Origin of the sequence: Ferdinandcohnia jepli, assembly GCF_047246645.1 — a bacterium.
Taxonomy (GTDB): Bacteria; Bacillota; Bacilli; order Bacillales; family Bacillaceae_L; genus Ferdinandcohnia.
In genome coordinates, this window is record NZ_JBFOKR010000004.1 from 89,836 (window position 1) to 106,325 (window position 16,490).

The following is a 16,490-nucleotide window of genomic DNA, read 5'->3' on the forward strand; positions in this document are numbered from 1 at the left end:
TAACATGAAGGGAGTGGACTTAATTGGCAAAAGTGAACACGCAAAATCTTCAACATAGACTAACCATAAAGAAAAAAGAAATGAAATCATTGACGAAAGAACCTCTTCTTTTACTTTTAGTCATACTCATTTTTTTATCCTTATTTATCTTTTCAATCTATCCCATTTTTCAGGTCTTAAAAGCTACAGTAATAGGTGAAAACGGGTTTGATCTTTCAGTCCTATCAAAAGCGGCAACGAGTAATGTTTTCCTACATGCGTTATGGAATAGTATAAAGCTTGGTATAATCGCCGCCATTTTTGCAACCATTATTGGCTTTATCTTTGCATTTGCAGTCACTAGGACAGAAATGAAGGGGAAAAAGTTCTTTCATTTAATTGCACTACTTCCTATCATTTCCCCACCATTTGTAATTGCTCTTTCTGTCATTCTCCTATTTGGTCGTAATGGTGTGATTTCAAATGGGCTGTTTGGCTTAGAAGATTCAAACGTTTATGGATTTAGAAGTTTACTTTTCATTCAAACGTTAGCCTTTTTTCCAATTGCATATTTGAATTTACGAGGAGTCTTAGAATCAATCGATTCGTCGGTCGAGGATGCGGCACTCAATTTAGGGGCATCACGCTGGGATGTTTTTAAATCAATTACATTTCCGTTAGCAGTTCCAGGTGTATTAAGTTCGTTACTGCTTGTTTTTATTAAGTCTATTGAAGACTTTGGAAACCCAATGGTAATTGCGGGGGAATATCAAACCTTAGCCGTACAAGCTTATTTACAAATCACAGGCATGTATGATTTGCGTTCAGGTGCATTTTTAGCAGTAGCTTTATTACTCCCTTCGATGACGGCATACTTTATCCAAAAATATTGGATTAGTAAAAAATCATACGTAACCGTTACCGGTAAGCCAAGTCAAAGTTCGATTAAAATTCATGAAAAATACATAGTTGTTCCGTTATTTACATTTTGTAGCCTTATAACAGGAGCAGTTCTATTATTCTACGGATCTGTATTATGGGGTTCATTCGTGAAGGTATGGGGTGTGAATAATTCATTAACTCTAGATCATTTCCGATATATTTTCACAATTGGATCAGATTCAATAAAAAATACACTGTTTTTAGCACTAGTATCAACTCCGATAACAGGTATTTTAGGAATGATTATAGCGTTTTTATTAATTCGTAAGCAATTTGTCGGTAAAAAGCTGATGGAGTTTGCTACCATTTTACCTTTTGCTGTTCCAGGAACAGTTGTTGGGATTGGGTACATATTGGCTTTTAATAGTAAACCATTGGTACTAACAGGCACAGCTGCGATTTTAATTATTGCATTTACCTTCCGGAACATTACAGTTGGAATTGAAGCAGGTACTAATAGTTTGAGGCAGGTAGATAAATCGATTGAAGAGGCATCTACAATCTTGGGGGCTAACTCATTTAAAACGTTTTGGTCAATTTCATTACCATTAATGAAAACAGCCTTTTTCTCTGGGCTTGTCTATTCATTTGTTCGCTCGATGACCTCAATAAGTGCAGTGATTTTCCTTGTTTCAGTTAGCTGGAACCTGATGACTGTATCAATTCTCTCTCAAGTAGAGGCAAGCCGCCTAGGAGCAGCAGCTGCATACTGTATTATTCTAATCGTAATCATTTTAACAGTCATCGGATTACTAGAATTACTTGTAAATCAACTAGGATCAAAGAAACGGAGGTTGTCTTAACATGATAGAAGTACCAGTTAAGGTGAATTCAGCACCAGTAGAGCTTTCACAATTAGTTAAAAGATTTCCATCTGAAAGTGGTGGAGATGACTTTGTAGCTGTTAAAAATCTGGATTTAAAAATTAATGCGGGTGAATTGGTGACTCTACTTGGTCCTTCAGGCTGTGGGAAAACCACAACACTTCGTATGTTAGCAGGATTTGAATTTCCGACTTCAGGGGACATTATCATTGGTGATAAAAATGTTTCAATGGTACCTCCAAACAAGCGCGATGTTGGAATGGTATTTCAAAGCTATGCGTTATTCCCGCATCTATCAGTCTATGAAAATATAGCATATGGCTTAAAGATTAAAAAACTGAAAAAGGAAGAGATTGTGGAACGAACAAATCGCGTTGTTGCCTTAATGCACCTTGAGGAGTTCAAGGATCGGTTACCTGCGCAATTATCAGGTGGACAACAACAGCGTGTTGCATTGGCTCGTGCAATTGTAACGGAACCAAAGGTATTACTATTTGATGAGCCATTATCTAACCTGGATGCGAAATTGCGAGAATATATGAGAGATGAACTACGGAAGCTTCAGCAGCGGTTAGGTATTACTAGCCTATATGTGACACATGATCAAACAGAAGCAATGGCTATTTCTGATAAAGTTGTCATTATGAACAAGGGGGAAATCCAGCAAGCAGATAGCCCGCATAACATCTATATTAAACCTAAAAATCACTTCGTAGCGGATTTTATGGGGAAAGCAAACTTCATACCGGCTTCGGTAGTAGATGTTGGTTCTACTGAAGTGACAATTAAACTTTTAGATAATGTAATCTCAATCAACCGCGACCCTCAATTTTTCGTCAACGAAGGAAATGAGGTAGACTGCGTTGTGAGACCGGAATTTTGGAAAATTGATGACCAAGGATCTTTTAAAGGAATTGTACGTAGAGTAACCTATTTCGGTAATAGTGTTGAATACGACATTGAATTTAGTCGGGAAACTCTAATTACCTTTACGGATTATGAACATATCAAAAATGGAATGAAAAGTAATGGAGAAGAAATTACCCTACATCTCAAAAAGGAATGTGTAAGTCTTTTAGAGAAACGCTAACCGTAAAGGAGAGTATCTTTGATGGAAATGGTAAGAGTCGGTATAAAAGCAGCAAGAGAAGTTGGTGAAATGTTAACGAAACGAATTGGCACAGAATATTCAATTGAAGAAAAAGGTTCAGCGGTTGATTTGGTCACAGAAATGGATCAACTATCCGAAACACTCATTCGTGAAAGAATACTTGAAGCATTTCCGGACCACCAGGTGCACGGAGAAGAAAGTATCTTTCTTTCGCATGAGAGCAAGGAAAGTTTCATTGAAAAAATGAAAACAGAGCCTTATGTGTGGGTAGTCGACCCAATCGATGGTACAACAAACTATGTACATCAGCTTCCTAACTACACTATTTCAATTGCTTTAATCTGCTATGGGGAAATTCAAGCAGGAGTAATCTATAACCCTAGTAATGATGAAATGTTCTGGGCAGAAAAGGGCAAGGGAGCTTATCTGAATGATGTCCCATTAAAAGTTGCTTCAGGGACGGAGCTGGCAGAAAGCGTGTTAGCTACAGGCTTCCCGTCTGAGCTTGAACATAATCGAAGTGAAGTACTTAGAGGAATTCAGGAACTTGGTCTTCTATGTAGAAATATACGAGTTTTTGGTTCTGCAGCACTACATTGTGCATATGTTGCTGCAGGTAGATTACATGCCTTCTGGGAACCAGGCCTAAATGTTTGGGATATTGCTGCAGGCACACTACTAGTAGAAGAAGCAGGTGGAACCGTGACTCAGTTAGATGGTAGCCCTTTTGATTTGTCATTTAAACACTATATGTGCAGCAATGGAGGAGTGCATCAGGAGATACTGGGACACTTAAGTAAGATTAGAGTTTAGATTACTAATAAAAACACCAGATGTTTGCTCCCTAATAAAAAAGGCTCTTAGGAATAAAATTTTCCAAGGGTCTTTTCTACTTTTAGAGCTATTATTTTACTCATAAACAGAAAACTAGCTTTCATAATATTAAAAATGGTATCTTACATTTAATAGTAGTCGTGAGTTATGATGGAACTATTAAATAGTTTTATTGAGAGGTTTTCTATGAAAATAGGTCATATTGAATTAATTAAGAAAATCAATCGGGAGCTTGTATTAGAAACGATAAGAAACGAGCAACCAATAAGTCGTGCGAAAATTTCTCGTAACCTGGGAATTAGTCGTTCAACAGTATCATCCATTGTAGATCAATTAATTGAAAAAAAATTTGTTGTAGAACAAGGATATGGTGAATCTACAAAGGAAGGTGGAAGACGCGCTATTCAGTTAGGGTTTAATCCGGCTTCAGCTTATGGAATTGGTGTTGAAATTAAAAGCGAAAAGGTAACAGTGTGTATTGCCGACCTAGATGGGAATGTAGTATTCACCAAAAGTGTAGCTCACGCAAGAGAACTTTATGATATTCGCGATGCCATTCAAAAATGTATTTTAGAGTCCACTATTTCAGTTGAGCAAATTATTGCAATCGGATTTTGCATTCCCGGAATAACCGATAGTGCTGAAGGAATTGTTATTGATTCACCAGAACTGCATTGGGAAAACATTCATTTAACTAAGTACATGAAGGATTTTTTTGATAAACCCATCTTTATTAATAATAATGTCAACTGTTTAGCACTTGGTGAAAGATGGCTAGGAAATGCAAAAAATATCGACGATTTTGCTTATGTCTTAATTGAAAAAGGAATTGGGGCAGCATTTATGGCCAATGGAAGTTTAGTTCAAGGGAAGAACTTCATGGCTGGAGAAATAGGTTATTTTGCGTTCGAGTCAGACTTGCAAAATATGGAGAGAAACAAGCTAAGTGAATTTGGAACGTTTGATAAAAAAGCTTCACTTCTCGCATTTGAGAAAATACCTACTCCTTTCAATGAACTTATTCAAAACTATCAAATGCTACATGGGGAAACTCGCTTGTTGGTCGATCAATTTATCCAAACACTGTGTTTAGGTCTAGCGAATATAATTAGTTTATTAAACCCGGAAAAGCTAATTATTGGAGGAGAAGCAGGGAGACAGCTCATGTTATTAAAACCGGTAATTATTGAGCAAATAAAAAATATTACACCCATAGAGTTTGCGATTGAAAAAGATAGTATGAAGGATAATATAGGGGCGCTAGGAATTATGTCTTTCGCTTTCTCACAAGTAAAGGATACTGTTATTTAAACTGGTTTACATGGTAAATCAGTTTTTTATTTTGTTCTCTTTTAAAAAGGGAATTTACTGAAGAATAAAGATTTAGAAAATTCTTTAAAAAAGTATTGACCAGTTAATTGAAAACGCTTATATTTTAATTAAGTTAGTTTTGTTCAAAAACAAACTAACTAACTGATAGTAAGCATAAAAATATAGCCTCAGTGGAATATTTAAATTCTTGTATGATTTTTACATAAAATACCCATTTTAAACTATCTTTCTATCTTTCACTCCAGTAACAAACTACTTAAGAACAGGGGGAAGTAAATGGACTTCCTAGACTTACATATCAACACATATGATCTTCTTTTCGTCAAACGTCTATTTTTATCTGCATTGCTTGGATGCCTAATTGGATGGGAAAGAGAGTATTCAAATAAAACTGCAGGATTAAAAACGCATTTACTAGTTTCGTTGGGAAGTTGTTTGTTGATGCTATTATCAATTTACGGATTTTTAGAGTGGATTGACCATCCTAACGTTCGTTACGACCCGGCACGATTAGCAGCACAGGTTATTAACGGGATTGGATTTTTAGCGGCAGGAGCAATATTAGTAAGGCCCAACCTAGTAGTATCAGGGTTGACGACAGCGGCATCTCTTTGGGTTGCTATGGGAATAGGACTTGCAGTAGGTTCAGGGAACTACTTAATGGCAATCGCTACTACAACATTAGTGTTATTAGTATTAACTGTACTCCCTCATGTAGAAGAACGACTTATCCGGAGATCAAAATGGGATTTAGAATGTGTTGTTAAAAATCAACCAGGAGTTTTAGGCGAAATCACTTCATCTCTAGGAAAACACAATATCAATATATTGAAAATTAAAACGTCTCAAATTAAGGACGAAGATAATAATGTTTGTTTAAAAATAAAGGTTAAAGCACACAAAGGGTTGGAGCATGTTCTGCTGGCAATTCAGAAGATTGAAGGGGTTATCGAGGTATCAAACCGAAAAGTAGAGATTTATAAAAATAGCAATCACGTAAATGCAAATCATTAAAAATAGTAGTTTAACATTTTTGGTTTCAGATAATTGTAATGAGAAGGATGATGACAATGGATTATATAACACTACGTTGCCTGAAAGATAACAAAGCCGCTGAAAAAAATATCTCTAGACTGATTATGGGAACAGCAAGCTTTTATCAGCTTGATAATAAGGAAAGTGCCTTTTCAATAATGGATGAGTTTTTCGGGGTTGGTGGAAATACATTTGATTCTGCGCATCAATATATTAATAGTGAAGCAGTATTAGGAGAATGGATTGAAAAAAGAGGTGTTCGTGATAAAGTTTATATCCTTACAAAAGGTGCTCATCCGGATGATGGTGAACCGGGAAATCGACTAAATTCTACTTCAATCACAAAGGACATTACTGAAAGCCTGGAACGGCTCCGTACAGATTATATTGATTTTTATGCACTTCACCGGGACGACGAAAATGTAGAAGTTGGAGTAATAATGGAAGCGCTTAATAAACATATTGCTACAGGTACGCTCCATGCAATTGGGGCGTCCAACTGGTCACATGAACGTATCCAAGAGGCGAATGATTATGCGTCAAAGAATGGTTTACTTGGTTTTATGTTTAATAGTCCAAACTTAAGCCTAGCAAAGTGTAACGTACCGAGGTGGCCAGGTTGTGTATCAGTAGAGGAGAAAATGGCCCAATGGCATAAGGGTAGTCAGCTTCCTTTATTATCATGGTCTTCACAGGCAGGCGGATTTTTCAGTGGACGCTTTACACCAGAAAATAGAGAAAATGAAGAATTCGTACGTGTTTATTACAGCGATGAAAACTGGGAGCGATATAACCGTGCAAAAATGCTTGCGGAAGTAAAGGGTGTTACTCCCATAGAAATTGCACTTGCATATGTATTGAATCAGCCATTTCCAACAGCGGCAATTATTGGTCCTGAAAAGGTGGATGAGTTATTTTCATCAATCAAAGGATCAGAAGTCCAACTAACTAAATTAGAAATCGACTATTTAAATCTACTGGACGAAGTTGTTACGAGTAAAAACTAAGATAAAACAAGGAAGAGGGTAATACCTTATGAAGCATAAATTTGCTGCTCAATTATATACACTGCGAAATGAAATAAGTAAGGATTTCCCAGGTGTGTTGAGAGAACTGAAAAAAATGGGCTGGCAGTCTGTACAAATTGATGGACTCTATGATTACTCAGTTGAAGAGATTACAGAGGTTTTAAAAGAAACAGGGCTAAAAGTTGCTGGTATGCATATTAGTCTGGATCGTATGAATCATGAACTTGAAAAAGTACTCCTGGAAGCAGATTTATTCGGCACAACTGATTTTTTCTGTCATTACCTAGAAGATGACATGCAAAATCTTGAGGGGTATTTGAAAGCTAAGCAAGACCTATTAGAAGTTTCCAAAAAAGCAAAGGGTTATCGAGTCGGATACCATAACCATGATTTTGAGTTCAAAACTCAAATTGGTGGAAAATTTGCTCTTGAATATATCCTTGAGGAACAGGATGGCCTTTCCATCTACCCTGAGATTGATACGTATTGGGTTAAATACGCAGGAATTGACCCATTAACATTTATAAAAAAATACCCTAATCGTATCCCTGTTCTTCATCTTAAGGATATGACCAATGATGAGCAAAAGTATTTTGCTGAGATAGGTACTGGGGCTATAGACTTTGGACCAATACTAGAATGGGGTGAGAAAAACGGAGTTGAATACTATTGTGTTGAACAGGATTTCTGTCCAGGAAACCCTTTAGATAGTTTAGAACTTAGTCTATCAAACTTAATAAAAATCTCTGAGAAAGTGCACATCTAATCTATCTCAGACATCCTGTAAGTCTAGCAAGGTCAAGGAGGGTAATGATGAATCTATTGTATTCATTTGAGGGACGAGTAAATCCAAGTTGTGATCGAACTCATACATCGCATGCCTTTTATGTTAAAGAGGCCTACAAAACAATTAAAGTATTCTTTAGTTATTCACCAAAAAAATTAGAAGATGAGGAACTATCGAAAAAGTTGATTCTCGAGAGCCTTGATAAGTACGGGTATCAAGGAAATTATGACGGAATGGAAAAGTGGAGGGACTTTTTACCTCTACAAAATCACATAACATTGTCATTTGATGACCCAAATAAATTTAGAGGGGCAACCCATCGACATGATTCAACCTTGGAGTTAGTAATATCCGAAAAAGAATCATCTCCTGGAATTGTTTCTGACATTAACCCGCCAGGGCAATGGAAGGTTATGTTAAACATGCATTGTGTCATTTCTGAAAAGGTTGAGTATCAATTAGAGGTGTGGGGGGTGGATGTTAATTGAAGAACTGGTACCCATTTGAATTACACACACATACTCCGCATAGTGATGGAACGCATACCTTACTTGAAATGGCTCGGAAAGCAAAGGAACTCGGACTTCAAGGGATTGCACTAACAGACCATAACACAATGTCAGGATTAGTTGATAGGGAAGCAGTAATGGAAGAGACAGGTGTTTATGTTGCAAGAGGGTTGGAATGGACTACTTTTTATGGCCATATGGTGGCACTTGGAATTAAGGATTATGCAGATTGGCGAGATCTCTCCCCAGTCGAAATACATAAAGGAATTGAAAGAATCCATCAGCAAGGTGGACTTGCTGGGATTGTTCATCCTTACCGAATTGGCAGTCCGATTTGTACAGGGTGCTTCTGGGAATATCAAATAACGGATTGGACTGAAGTAGATTACATCGAAGTATGGTCTGAAACCTTTCCATCTATTAAAAAAAGCAATAGGAGAGCCTTCGACCTATGGCTTGATAGATTAAACAAAGGAAATGAAATCTCAGGAGTGAGTGGAAGGGACTGGCATCGCTCGAGTAATAATGAACAACCGGTGGCAGCAACGTTTTTACAAATAGATCAAGGGAAAGAAATATCGGATGATACGATCTTAGATGCTATAAAAAGCGGGAGAATAAGTGTTTCGATGGGGCCTTTACTCCTTATGGATATAGTTGATAGAGAAGGCAAGTCTTACTCTATAGGAGATAGAGTGGCAATAGATACTTTGGAACTACCAAATATCAAAGTAGAAGTAGACTTCGAAGTAAGGAATGGCAGTTGGAAACTGGAAGACCAAACCTTACAAGTAATAATAAATAGCAACAAAGGGATGGAAAAGAAACTACAAATTTCAAAAGAGAACCCTAAAGTTGAAACTCCTTTAAACCTAGACGGGGTTAAGTACTTCTATGCAGAACTACACGGGATATTTGAAGGTGTTAAAACAATGATAGGTTTTACAAATCCTATTTACGTCAGGTAATTCTAAAAGTTTATAGATAGAATTATAAAAAATTAAAGGGAGTGAATTACGGATGGCAAAGAAGCTTAATTTATTGGTAATTAGTTTGGTAGTACTTATTTCACTTATTGGTTGTTCATCGCAAGGAACGGAAGGTGACGGAAAGTCTGGGAAACTTGTAATCTATTCTGCAAATGGGGAAGAAATTACTGATCCGATATTGGCGAAATTTAATGAGAAGTATCCTGACATCAAGGTTGAAGTTATTAATGCTGGAACAGGAGAACTTCTAGCAAGATTAAAAGCAGAGAAAGAAAACACTGCCGGAGATGTACTCTGGGGTGGAGAGATTGTTTCCTATGAACTAAACAAAGATTTGTTTGAAGCGTACGAGTCGCCAACAGATAAGGATATGATTGTTAAAGACCCAGATAATAAATGGCATGCATTTTCTAACCTACCACAGGCAATATTTGTGAATACAGACCTAGTTAAAAACGAAAGTGATTATCCGAAAACATTAAAAGAATTGGCTGATCCAAATGGTAAATGGCTAGCTGAGGGGCAAATTGCATTAGCTGACCCTAGTAAATCTGGAACAGGTATAACAATCGTTAAAGGAATAGCAACGTTGTATGATTGGGACTTTGTGGGGGAATTTTTAAAAAATTCGAAGGTATTAGATGGATCAACAGCAATGTTTAATGCTGTAAAGGATGGAGAACTCCCAGTTGGTTTTATCAATGAAGATTTAGGTGCAAAATGGGAGCTTTTAGATTTACCAGTAAAAATGATTTACCCAGAAGATGGAATTACAAACCAAATTGATGCATTAGGAATCGTTGCTGGTGCAAAAAACCTAGAAAATGCGCAGGCGTTTATTGATTTTATGGGATCAAAGGAAGTTCATGAGATCGTACGAAACGAAGTCTTACGAAGATCTGCCCGTACCGATGTAGAACCACCAGAGGGCTTTGTAGATTTAAGTAATTATAATTTAATCCAAGCCGATACAATATCAAATGAAGAAATTATTGAGAAATTTAATGAACTCCGTTAAAAAATAGTGTTAAAAGCGATTGTTAATGTGAGTTAACAATCGCTTTATTCCTATTTAAAATTGTTACATGATAAGGGTGATTATGTGCGAAACAGTGGGTGGAAGCAACAAATAAACTACAGTGAGCTTAAAAGTCCGTGGATGATATTTTCGTATATTTGTATATTAATCACAATTTTCGCCATCATTGTTCCACAAATTTATTTAGCAATAGCTGCATTTAAAACCAATGATGGACAATATACGATAAGCAATTTTACATACTTCTTTACGCAAGAAAGGTACCTTGTAGCATTGTTTAATAGCTTTAAGGTAACCATTTTCTCAACGATTTTTGCAACGATAATAGCAGTTCCATTATCGTATTTTCTTTCAAGATATAATTTTAAAAATAGAAATACAATCCTTACCTTTATTACATTAGCAACAGCTTCACCTCCGTTTTTAGGTGCGTATGCGTGGCTTATTCTATTTGGTAGATATGGGGTAGTTAATAAATTTATAAACCAGCTAACAGGTTGGGAATTGAGCTTTAGTTTATACGGAGAAATAGGTGTTATATGGGTTATTACATGGCTAATTTTTCCGATTATCTTTTTATTAACATTTGATTCATTTAGCTCTCAGGATAACTCTCATATTGAGGCATCCATGAATCTTGGTGCAAATCGGTTAAAAACCATATTTAAAATTGAAATACCGCTAGCTACACCAGGAGTTATTACGGGTATGCTAATGGCGGGGTTATCGGCATTTTCTGACTTTGGAACTCCAGCGGTTATTGGTGGATCTTATCAGGTTCTACCGACGTTAGTATATAAAGAGTTTGTTAGTGAGGTTGGAGAAAATTTATCAATGGCCTCTACAGCGGGTGTTATCATGATTGTTATTTCGACCGTTGCTTTAATGGCACAACGATATATTATTGCAAAGAAAAGTTACTCTTCTATCGTCACTAGAAAAATTCATTTAAAGCAACCTTCTAAAAAGCTGAAGTATATGATTGGATTTTTCATTTCGGCTGTTCTTTTTATATCCTTCTTACCACATTTCACGCTTTTAGTTATTTCACTCATGGAATGGAAATGGGGAGTATTGCTTTATAATTTTACAATTCAAAACTATGTTAACCTCTTTAGTGATAGCTTGCGACCTATTGGAATAAGTTTCTTCCTAAGTTTTGTAGCCATATTTATTTCCGTTATTTTTGGAACAGGTATTGCGTACGTTATCGTTAGGAAACGCTATCCTTTTATCTCGAAGTTCTTAAACTTCATGGTAATGGTCCCTTATATAATTCCGGGAACTGTTTTTGCTATCGGTTTGGTCATTATTTTCAATAAGCCACCTGTTATGATTACAGGAACATGGATCATACTCGTGTTAGCGTATTTCTTACGAAAACTTTCGTTTACCGTAAAAAGCGCAGAGTCCACCTTATATAAAATTCCTGCTTCCTTAGAGGATGCGGCACTAATTAGTGGAGCAACACCTTTTAAAGCTTTTAAGGATATTACATTTAAACTCATGATAGGTGGAGTTGTTTCCGGAGGAACATTAGCATTCTTAATGATCATGGCAGAACTTAGCTCAACAATTATCCTCTACAGACCACCATGGGTCACAATGGTTGTTGTAATATTTGAAAATGCACTAACATCCGGATCAAACTTCGGAGTAGCTGCTGCAATGGGTGTGGTTCTGATGATTTGTATCTATGTTCCGTTATTTATCGTTACAAAATTTTCAAGAGGAACAAGACCATTTTAATTTATTGTTCTAGTTAGTCTAGGAGGGAAACAAAGATGTCTAATGAGGTATTAGCGACTGATATTAAAATTTCAAATGTATATAAAGCTTTTGAAAAAGTAGAAGTATTAAAAGGAATTGACTTTACGATAAAAAAAGGTGAGTTTTTTACACTTTTAGGACCTTCTGGTTGTGGGAAAACTACATTATTACGTTGTATTGCAGGATTTGAAAAAGTGCAAAGTGGATCAATCTTATTTAACGAGAAGAACACAACGAACCAGCAACCTTGGGAAAAAAATGTGGGCTTCGTATTTCAAAACTATGCTTTATGGCCACATATGACAGTATTTGAAAACATTGCTTATGGATTGAAAATTCAGAAGAAGGATAAAAACTATATTAAGGAAATGGTGGATTGGAGTCTAAGTCTAGTGGATTTAAAACATGTTGTAGACTCGTATCCGAATCAACTTAGTGGTGGTCAACAGCAACGGGTTGCGATAGCAAGAGCAATGGTGCTAAGACCGCAAGTATTATTATTTGATGAGCCATTAAGTAATCTAGATGCAAAGTTACGAATTAAAATGAGGAAAGATATTAAAGATATTCAAAGAAAGCTAGGAATTAGCGCAGTATATGTAACTCACGACCAAGAAGAGGCATTAGAAATGTCAGATCGTATCGCAGTTATGAATAATGGAGTGGTTAGCCAAGTTGGGACACCAAAGGAAATCTATGAAAATCCAAATGATAAGTTCGTTGCTAACTTTGTAGGAAAAAGTAACTTTCTTTATGGGGAGATAAAGGATAATAAGTTTTTTATCGATGGAAACAAGTTTCTACCATTACAGAATATGAAGAGTGAAGATACAACTAAAACCTGCATTAGTTTTAGACCTGAGAATATAATAGTAGACTCAATAAGCGAACACGCCTTGGATGTAGAAGTTACTGATTCAAGTTACCGTGGAAACTATGTACAAATTGAAGTAAAGATAAATGAAAATACCAGCTTTACTCTTGAAACGAAGAAAGAGTATAAGGTAGGGGACAGAATAAAGATTGAAATAGGAAAGTATATCCTTTTTGAAGAATAACATTAGTAATACTAAATATGATGGAACTATAGAGATACGCAGATAGAGAATTCAATAGAAATGGCATAAATGAATAAATTAGAGCAATAGAAAAAAACACTAGCGTTTTCAGACGTCATGGATACAGTTATTTAATACTGGTGAAAAAGTATCGGATAATAAGTTGGTATTTTAACCATGGTGCTGAAAATGCTACTTTTTTAAGTAGGTTAGTTCACATCAAGAACAAACTAAAAAATAGACTGTAACAATATAAAAAGAAATTGAGGCGTTTAGAATGGTCATTTCTAATTCTAGAGAATCGGAAAAGAAATATTTTATGGGTGTAGATGTTGGTGGAACAAAGATATTGATTTGCATAACAGATATAGTAGGGAACATTGTTTATAGAAGAAAAATATCTACTACTAATAATATCATTATTATTAAAAATTCAATTCTTACCTGTTTAGAGGAAGCAGATATTTCCATTTACCAATTGCAATTTATTAGTTTTGGAATTCCGGGTACAACAGACAGTAATAGTGGAGTTATTCTTGATGCGCCTTCATTAGGGTGGATAAACTTCCCGTTTAAGAAAGAACTAATGTTACACATTCCTATTCCTGTTTATGTGAACAATGATGTAAACTGTGCAGCATTAGGAGAAAAATGGCTTGGAGCAGCAAAGAATATGCGTAATTTCGTTTTTATTGCAATTGGCACAGGTGTGGGAGGCGCAATTGTAGCTAATGATTCCCTTATTCAAGGTGAACATTTTATGGCAGGAGAAGTTGCATACTTTATTCTCGAAGAAGATTTTGAAAACAGTGCGAAAAACACTATTGGTCAATTTGGCCTTTTTGAGCAAAAGACATCTGGTACATTTTTAGCAAAGCACGGAGTAAACCCCAAACAATTATTCTCGTTATACAAACAGGGAGATCAGGAAGCAGTTGAAATAATAAATGAATTCCTTCGTTACCTATCTATTGGACTTTCAAATGTTGTTAGTCTTTTGAACCCAGAGAAAATTATCCTTGGAGGAGGAGTTTCTCAATCCCTAAGAGAGCTCATCCCCCTCATTGAAGAGAAAATTGCTAACTATACTCCAATCCCTGTTGCGATAGAACAATCAAAGCTGGGAGAAATAGCGGGTGCAATTGGTGCAATTGCATTTGGTCTAGAAAATAAAGTACTTTGCGAGGAGGAGGGTAAATATGGAGAAGAAAGTATTACATGATTATGAACAATTATCAAGAGTAACAGCAGACTGTATTATTGACTTTGTTAATGATAAACCTACAAGTTTTCTATGCTTTGCGGGAGGTACTACACCTTTACGTACATATGAATTGTTAGTGGAAGCACATAATGATGAAAAAGTGAGTTTTAAAGATTGCAAGTTCGTAAGTTTGGATGAGTGGGTTGGGTTAGGGAAAAATATAAAAGGAAGTTGCCATCATACACTTTACAATAAAGTTTTTAAACCCCTCTCAATAGCTGAAGAAAAGATATGTTATTTTAATGGCCTGGCATCAAATCTGGAAAATGAATGTCACCGAGTAGATGACTTTATTTTTAAAAATGGCCCAATCGATTTAATGCTCTTAGGAATTGGGATGAACGGGCATATTGGATTTAATGAGCCTGGAGTAAACCCTGCTCTTTATTCTCATGTAATTGAATTAGACCAGGTGACAAAACAAGTATCTGGTAAATATTTTGATGAAAAAATAGATGCCCCATTAGGAATAACTCTGGGCATGAAGCATATTATGGAAGCCAACAAGGCTATTTTAATAGCAAATGGTGAGAAAAAGGCAGATATAGTGAAGGCAGGACTAGAAGGAGAGATAACAACTGATATTCCCGCAAGTTGGTTACAAAATCACCGGAACATAAGCCTATTTTTAGATAAAGGGGCTGCAAGTAAGCTAAAGTAAATTATATACGAGAATCCGGGGAACGGTTCTCCAAGTCACTCAAAACCACAGAACCGTTCCTATTGAACATTATAAAATGGTGCTAAGCATGTTAGAAAAGGAAGTGATATTATCTATAATAATATGAATCTTCTAAATTTACTCTTGCGGTCATACAGTTTCATATTTATAATAAAAATAAGGTTGGTTAAGCGCTTACCTTAACTTTTGAAGTGAACTCATAAAAGGTGGTTTTGTGATGGGAATAGTTAATGTTGGAATTATAGGTGCTGGTCGAATTGGTCAAATACATGCGGGGAATATACTGCAGTCAGAATCGGTAAAATTGAAAGCGATTTCCGATGTGTATCTAGATCATATCAGAGGAACAAAGCTTGAAACGTCAGTAGATTATGTAACAAATGATTACCAAGAAGTCCTTGCAGACCCAGAAATAGACGCTGTCTTTATTTGTTCGAGTACAGATACACATGTTGACATCATTGTAGAAGCAGCAAAAGCTGGAAAACATATTTTCTGTGAAAAGCCGATAAGCTTTAATTTCCAAGAAACACAGCGTGCAATTGAAGCAGCACAGGAAGCAGGTGTGTATTTCCAAGTTGGGTTTAATCGTAGATTTGATAAGCATTTCCGTAAGGCATTTGAGGAAGTACGCAGTGGAACGGTAGGTAAACCACATGTTATTAAGATTACATCTCGTGACCCTGAGGCTCCACCGGAAGCGTATGTTCAACGGTCAGGTGGAATGTTTATTGATATGACCATCCATGATTTTGATATGATTCGTTATCTCTCTGGACAAAATGTAAAAGAGATTTATGTAAATGCGGCAAATCTAGTGGATCCGATGTTCGCTAGACACGATGATGTAGATACAGCAATTATCACAGTTACATTTGAGGATGGGTCCTTAGGTGTAATTGATAATAGCCGTAAAGCTGCGTATGGCTATGACCAACGTATTGAGGTATTTGGTGACAAGGGCGTTGTTACCGTTGCGAATGAAAAACCAACGAATGTTGAAATTAGTACTAACCAAGCGGTAACAAGCGATAAGCCAAAATACTTCTTCCTTGAAAGATACCAAGAAGCATATGTAGCAGAACTCAATGCATTTATTGAATCGATAGCTGAGAAAAAGCCTGTCCTTTGTAGTGGAGACGATGGATTACAAGCTGAGTTATTAGCATATGCAGCGAAGCTTTCTGTAAAAGAAAAACGCCCTGTTGCTCTTAAAGAAATAGGACTTAATGTAGTTAAATAGATTGAAGCTTGGGAATGGGTATCTAGTAGCTTTTTTAGTTAAGCGCTTAACCTAAAAGGAGGAA

15 protein-coding genes are annotated in these 16,490 nt (G+C 36.2%); all 15 read left to right on the top strand.

The window, feature by feature from the left end:
- Positions 1-32: 32 nt before the first annotated feature.
- The 15 genes from AB3M96_RS05500 to iolG all read left to right on the top strand — a co-directional run bounded on the left by AB3M96_RS05500 (position 33) and on the right by iolG (position 16,426).
- Positions 33-1,724, top strand: coding sequence for an ABC transporter permease (locus AB3M96_RS05500; protein WP_412966708.1), 1,692 nt, complete (start codon positions 33-35; stop codon positions 1,722-1,724).
- Between the two features lies 1 nt (position 1,725).
- On the top strand, positions 1,726-2,835 hold the full coding sequence (locus tag AB3M96_RS05505; RefSeq protein WP_412966578.1) for an ABC transporter ATP-binding protein: 1,110 nt from the start codon (positions 1,726-1,728) through the stop codon (positions 2,833-2,835).
- Between the two features lie 21 nt (positions 2,836-2,856).
- Positions 2,857-3,669 carry an inositol monophosphatase family protein gene (locus tag AB3M96_RS05510; protein ID WP_412966579.1) on the top strand — a complete coding sequence of 271 codons (813 nt, stop codon included), beginning with the start codon at positions 2,857-2,859 and terminating at the stop codon, positions 3,667-3,669.
- A 207-nt stretch (positions 3,670-3,876) separates the two neighbouring features.
- Positions 3,877-5,001: an ROK family transcriptional regulator gene (locus AB3M96_RS05515; protein ID WP_412966580.1), complete on the top strand. Its 1,125-nt coding sequence runs from the start codon at positions 3,877-3,879 to the stop codon at positions 4,999-5,001.
- Positions 5,002-5,298: 297 nt separating this feature from the next.
- On the top strand, positions 5,299-6,036 hold the full coding sequence (locus AB3M96_RS05520) for an MgtC/SapB family protein (RefSeq protein WP_412966581.1): 738 nt from the start codon (positions 5,299-5,301) through the stop codon (positions 6,034-6,036).
- A 56-nt stretch (positions 6,037-6,092) separates the two neighbouring features.
- The gene (locus tag AB3M96_RS05525; protein ID WP_412966582.1) at positions 6,093-7,064 is read left to right on the top strand and encodes an aldo/keto reductase; all 972 of its coding nucleotides are present in this window, start codon (positions 6,093-6,095) and stop codon (positions 7,062-7,064) included.
- Positions 7,065-7,092: 28 nt separating this feature from the next.
- Positions 7,093-7,851: a sugar phosphate isomerase/epimerase family protein gene (locus AB3M96_RS05530; RefSeq protein WP_412966583.1), complete on the top strand. Its 759-nt coding sequence runs from the start codon at positions 7,093-7,095 to the stop codon at positions 7,849-7,851.
- Between the two features lie 47 nt (positions 7,852-7,898).
- On the top strand, positions 7,899-8,360 hold the full coding sequence (locus tag AB3M96_RS05535) for a hypothetical protein (RefSeq protein WP_412966584.1): 462 nt from the start codon (positions 7,899-7,901) through the stop codon (positions 8,358-8,360).
- A complete protein-coding gene (locus tag AB3M96_RS05540) occupies positions 8,357-9,349 on the top strand; it encodes a CehA/McbA family metallohydrolase (protein ID WP_412966585.1) in 993 nt (330 codons plus the stop codon). The genes AB3M96_RS05535 and AB3M96_RS05540 overlap by 4 nt, the downstream gene beginning before the upstream one ends.
- 52 nt (positions 9,350-9,401) lie before the next feature.
- Positions 9,402-10,388, top strand: a complete 987-nt coding sequence (locus AB3M96_RS05545; protein ID WP_412966586.1) for an extracellular solute-binding protein — start codon at positions 9,402-9,404, stop codon at positions 10,386-10,388.
- A gap of 60 nt (positions 10,389-10,448) precedes the next feature.
- Positions 10,449-12,158 carry an ABC transporter permease gene (locus AB3M96_RS05550; RefSeq protein WP_412966587.1) on the top strand — a complete coding sequence of 570 codons (1,710 nt, stop codon included), beginning with the start codon at positions 10,449-10,451 and terminating at the stop codon, positions 12,156-12,158.
- Positions 12,159-12,193: 35 nt separating this feature from the next.
- Positions 12,194-13,237 (top strand): ABC transporter ATP-binding protein, encoded by a 1,044-nt coding sequence (locus AB3M96_RS05555; RefSeq protein ID WP_412966588.1) that lies wholly within the window; start codon positions 12,194-12,196, stop codon positions 13,235-13,237.
- Positions 13,238-13,514: 277 nt separating this feature from the next.
- Positions 13,515-14,459, top strand: a complete 945-nt coding sequence (locus AB3M96_RS05560) for an ROK family protein (RefSeq protein ID WP_412966589.1) — start codon at positions 13,515-13,517, stop codon at positions 14,457-14,459.
- The gene (locus tag AB3M96_RS05565; RefSeq protein ID WP_412966590.1) at positions 14,437-15,162 is read left to right on the top strand and encodes a glucosamine-6-phosphate deaminase; all 726 of its coding nucleotides are present in this window, start codon (positions 14,437-14,439) and stop codon (positions 15,160-15,162) included. Before AB3M96_RS05560 ends, AB3M96_RS05565 begins: the two co-directional genes overlap by 23 nt.
- A 238-nt stretch (positions 15,163-15,400) precedes the next feature.
- Positions 15,401-16,426 (top strand): inositol 2-dehydrogenase, encoded by a 1,026-nt coding sequence (gene iolG / locus AB3M96_RS05570; protein WP_412966591.1) that lies wholly within the window; start codon positions 15,401-15,403, stop codon positions 16,424-16,426.
- Positions 16,427-16,490 lie beyond the last annotated feature (64 nt).

Bases quoted from the DNA above. Each gene is read 5' to 3' on its own strand.
- AB3M96_RS05505 (WP_412966578.1), top strand. From the start codon at position 1,726: ATGATAGAAGTACCAGTTAAGGTGAATTCAGCACCAGTAGAGCTTTCA.
- AB3M96_RS05510 (WP_412966579.1), top strand. From the start codon at position 2,857: ATGGAAATGGTAAGAGTCGGTATAAAAGCAGCAAGAGAAGTTGGTGAA.
- AB3M96_RS05515 (WP_412966580.1), top strand. From the start codon at position 3,877: ATGAAAATAGGTCATATTGAATTAATTAAGAAAATCAATCGGGAGCTT.
- AB3M96_RS05520 (WP_412966581.1), top strand. From the start codon at position 5,299: ATGGACTTCCTAGACTTACATATCAACACATATGATCTTCTTTTCGTC.
- AB3M96_RS05525 (WP_412966582.1), top strand. From the start codon at position 6,093: ATGGATTATATAACACTACGTTGCCTGAAAGATAACAAAGCCGCTGAA.
- AB3M96_RS05530 (WP_412966583.1), top strand. From the start codon at position 7,093: ATGAAGCATAAATTTGCTGCTCAATTATATACACTGCGAAATGAAATA.
- AB3M96_RS05535 (WP_412966584.1), top strand. From the start codon at position 7,899: ATGAATCTATTGTATTCATTTGAGGGACGAGTAAATCCAAGTTGTGAT.
- AB3M96_RS05545 (WP_412966586.1), top strand. From the start codon at position 9,402: ATGGCAAAGAAGCTTAATTTATTGGTAATTAGTTTGGTAGTACTTATT.
- AB3M96_RS05555 (WP_412966588.1), top strand. From the start codon at position 12,194: ATGTCTAATGAGGTATTAGCGACTGATATTAAAATTTCAAATGTATAT.
- AB3M96_RS05560 (WP_412966589.1), top strand. From the start codon at position 13,515: ATGGTCATTTCTAATTCTAGAGAATCGGAAAAGAAATATTTTATGGGT.
- AB3M96_RS05565 (WP_412966590.1), top strand. From the start codon at position 14,437: ATGGAGAAGAAAGTATTACATGATTATGAACAATTATCAAGAGTAACA.
- iolG (WP_412966591.1), top strand. From the start codon at position 15,401: ATGGGAATAGTTAATGTTGGAATTATAGGTGCTGGTCGAATTGGTCAA.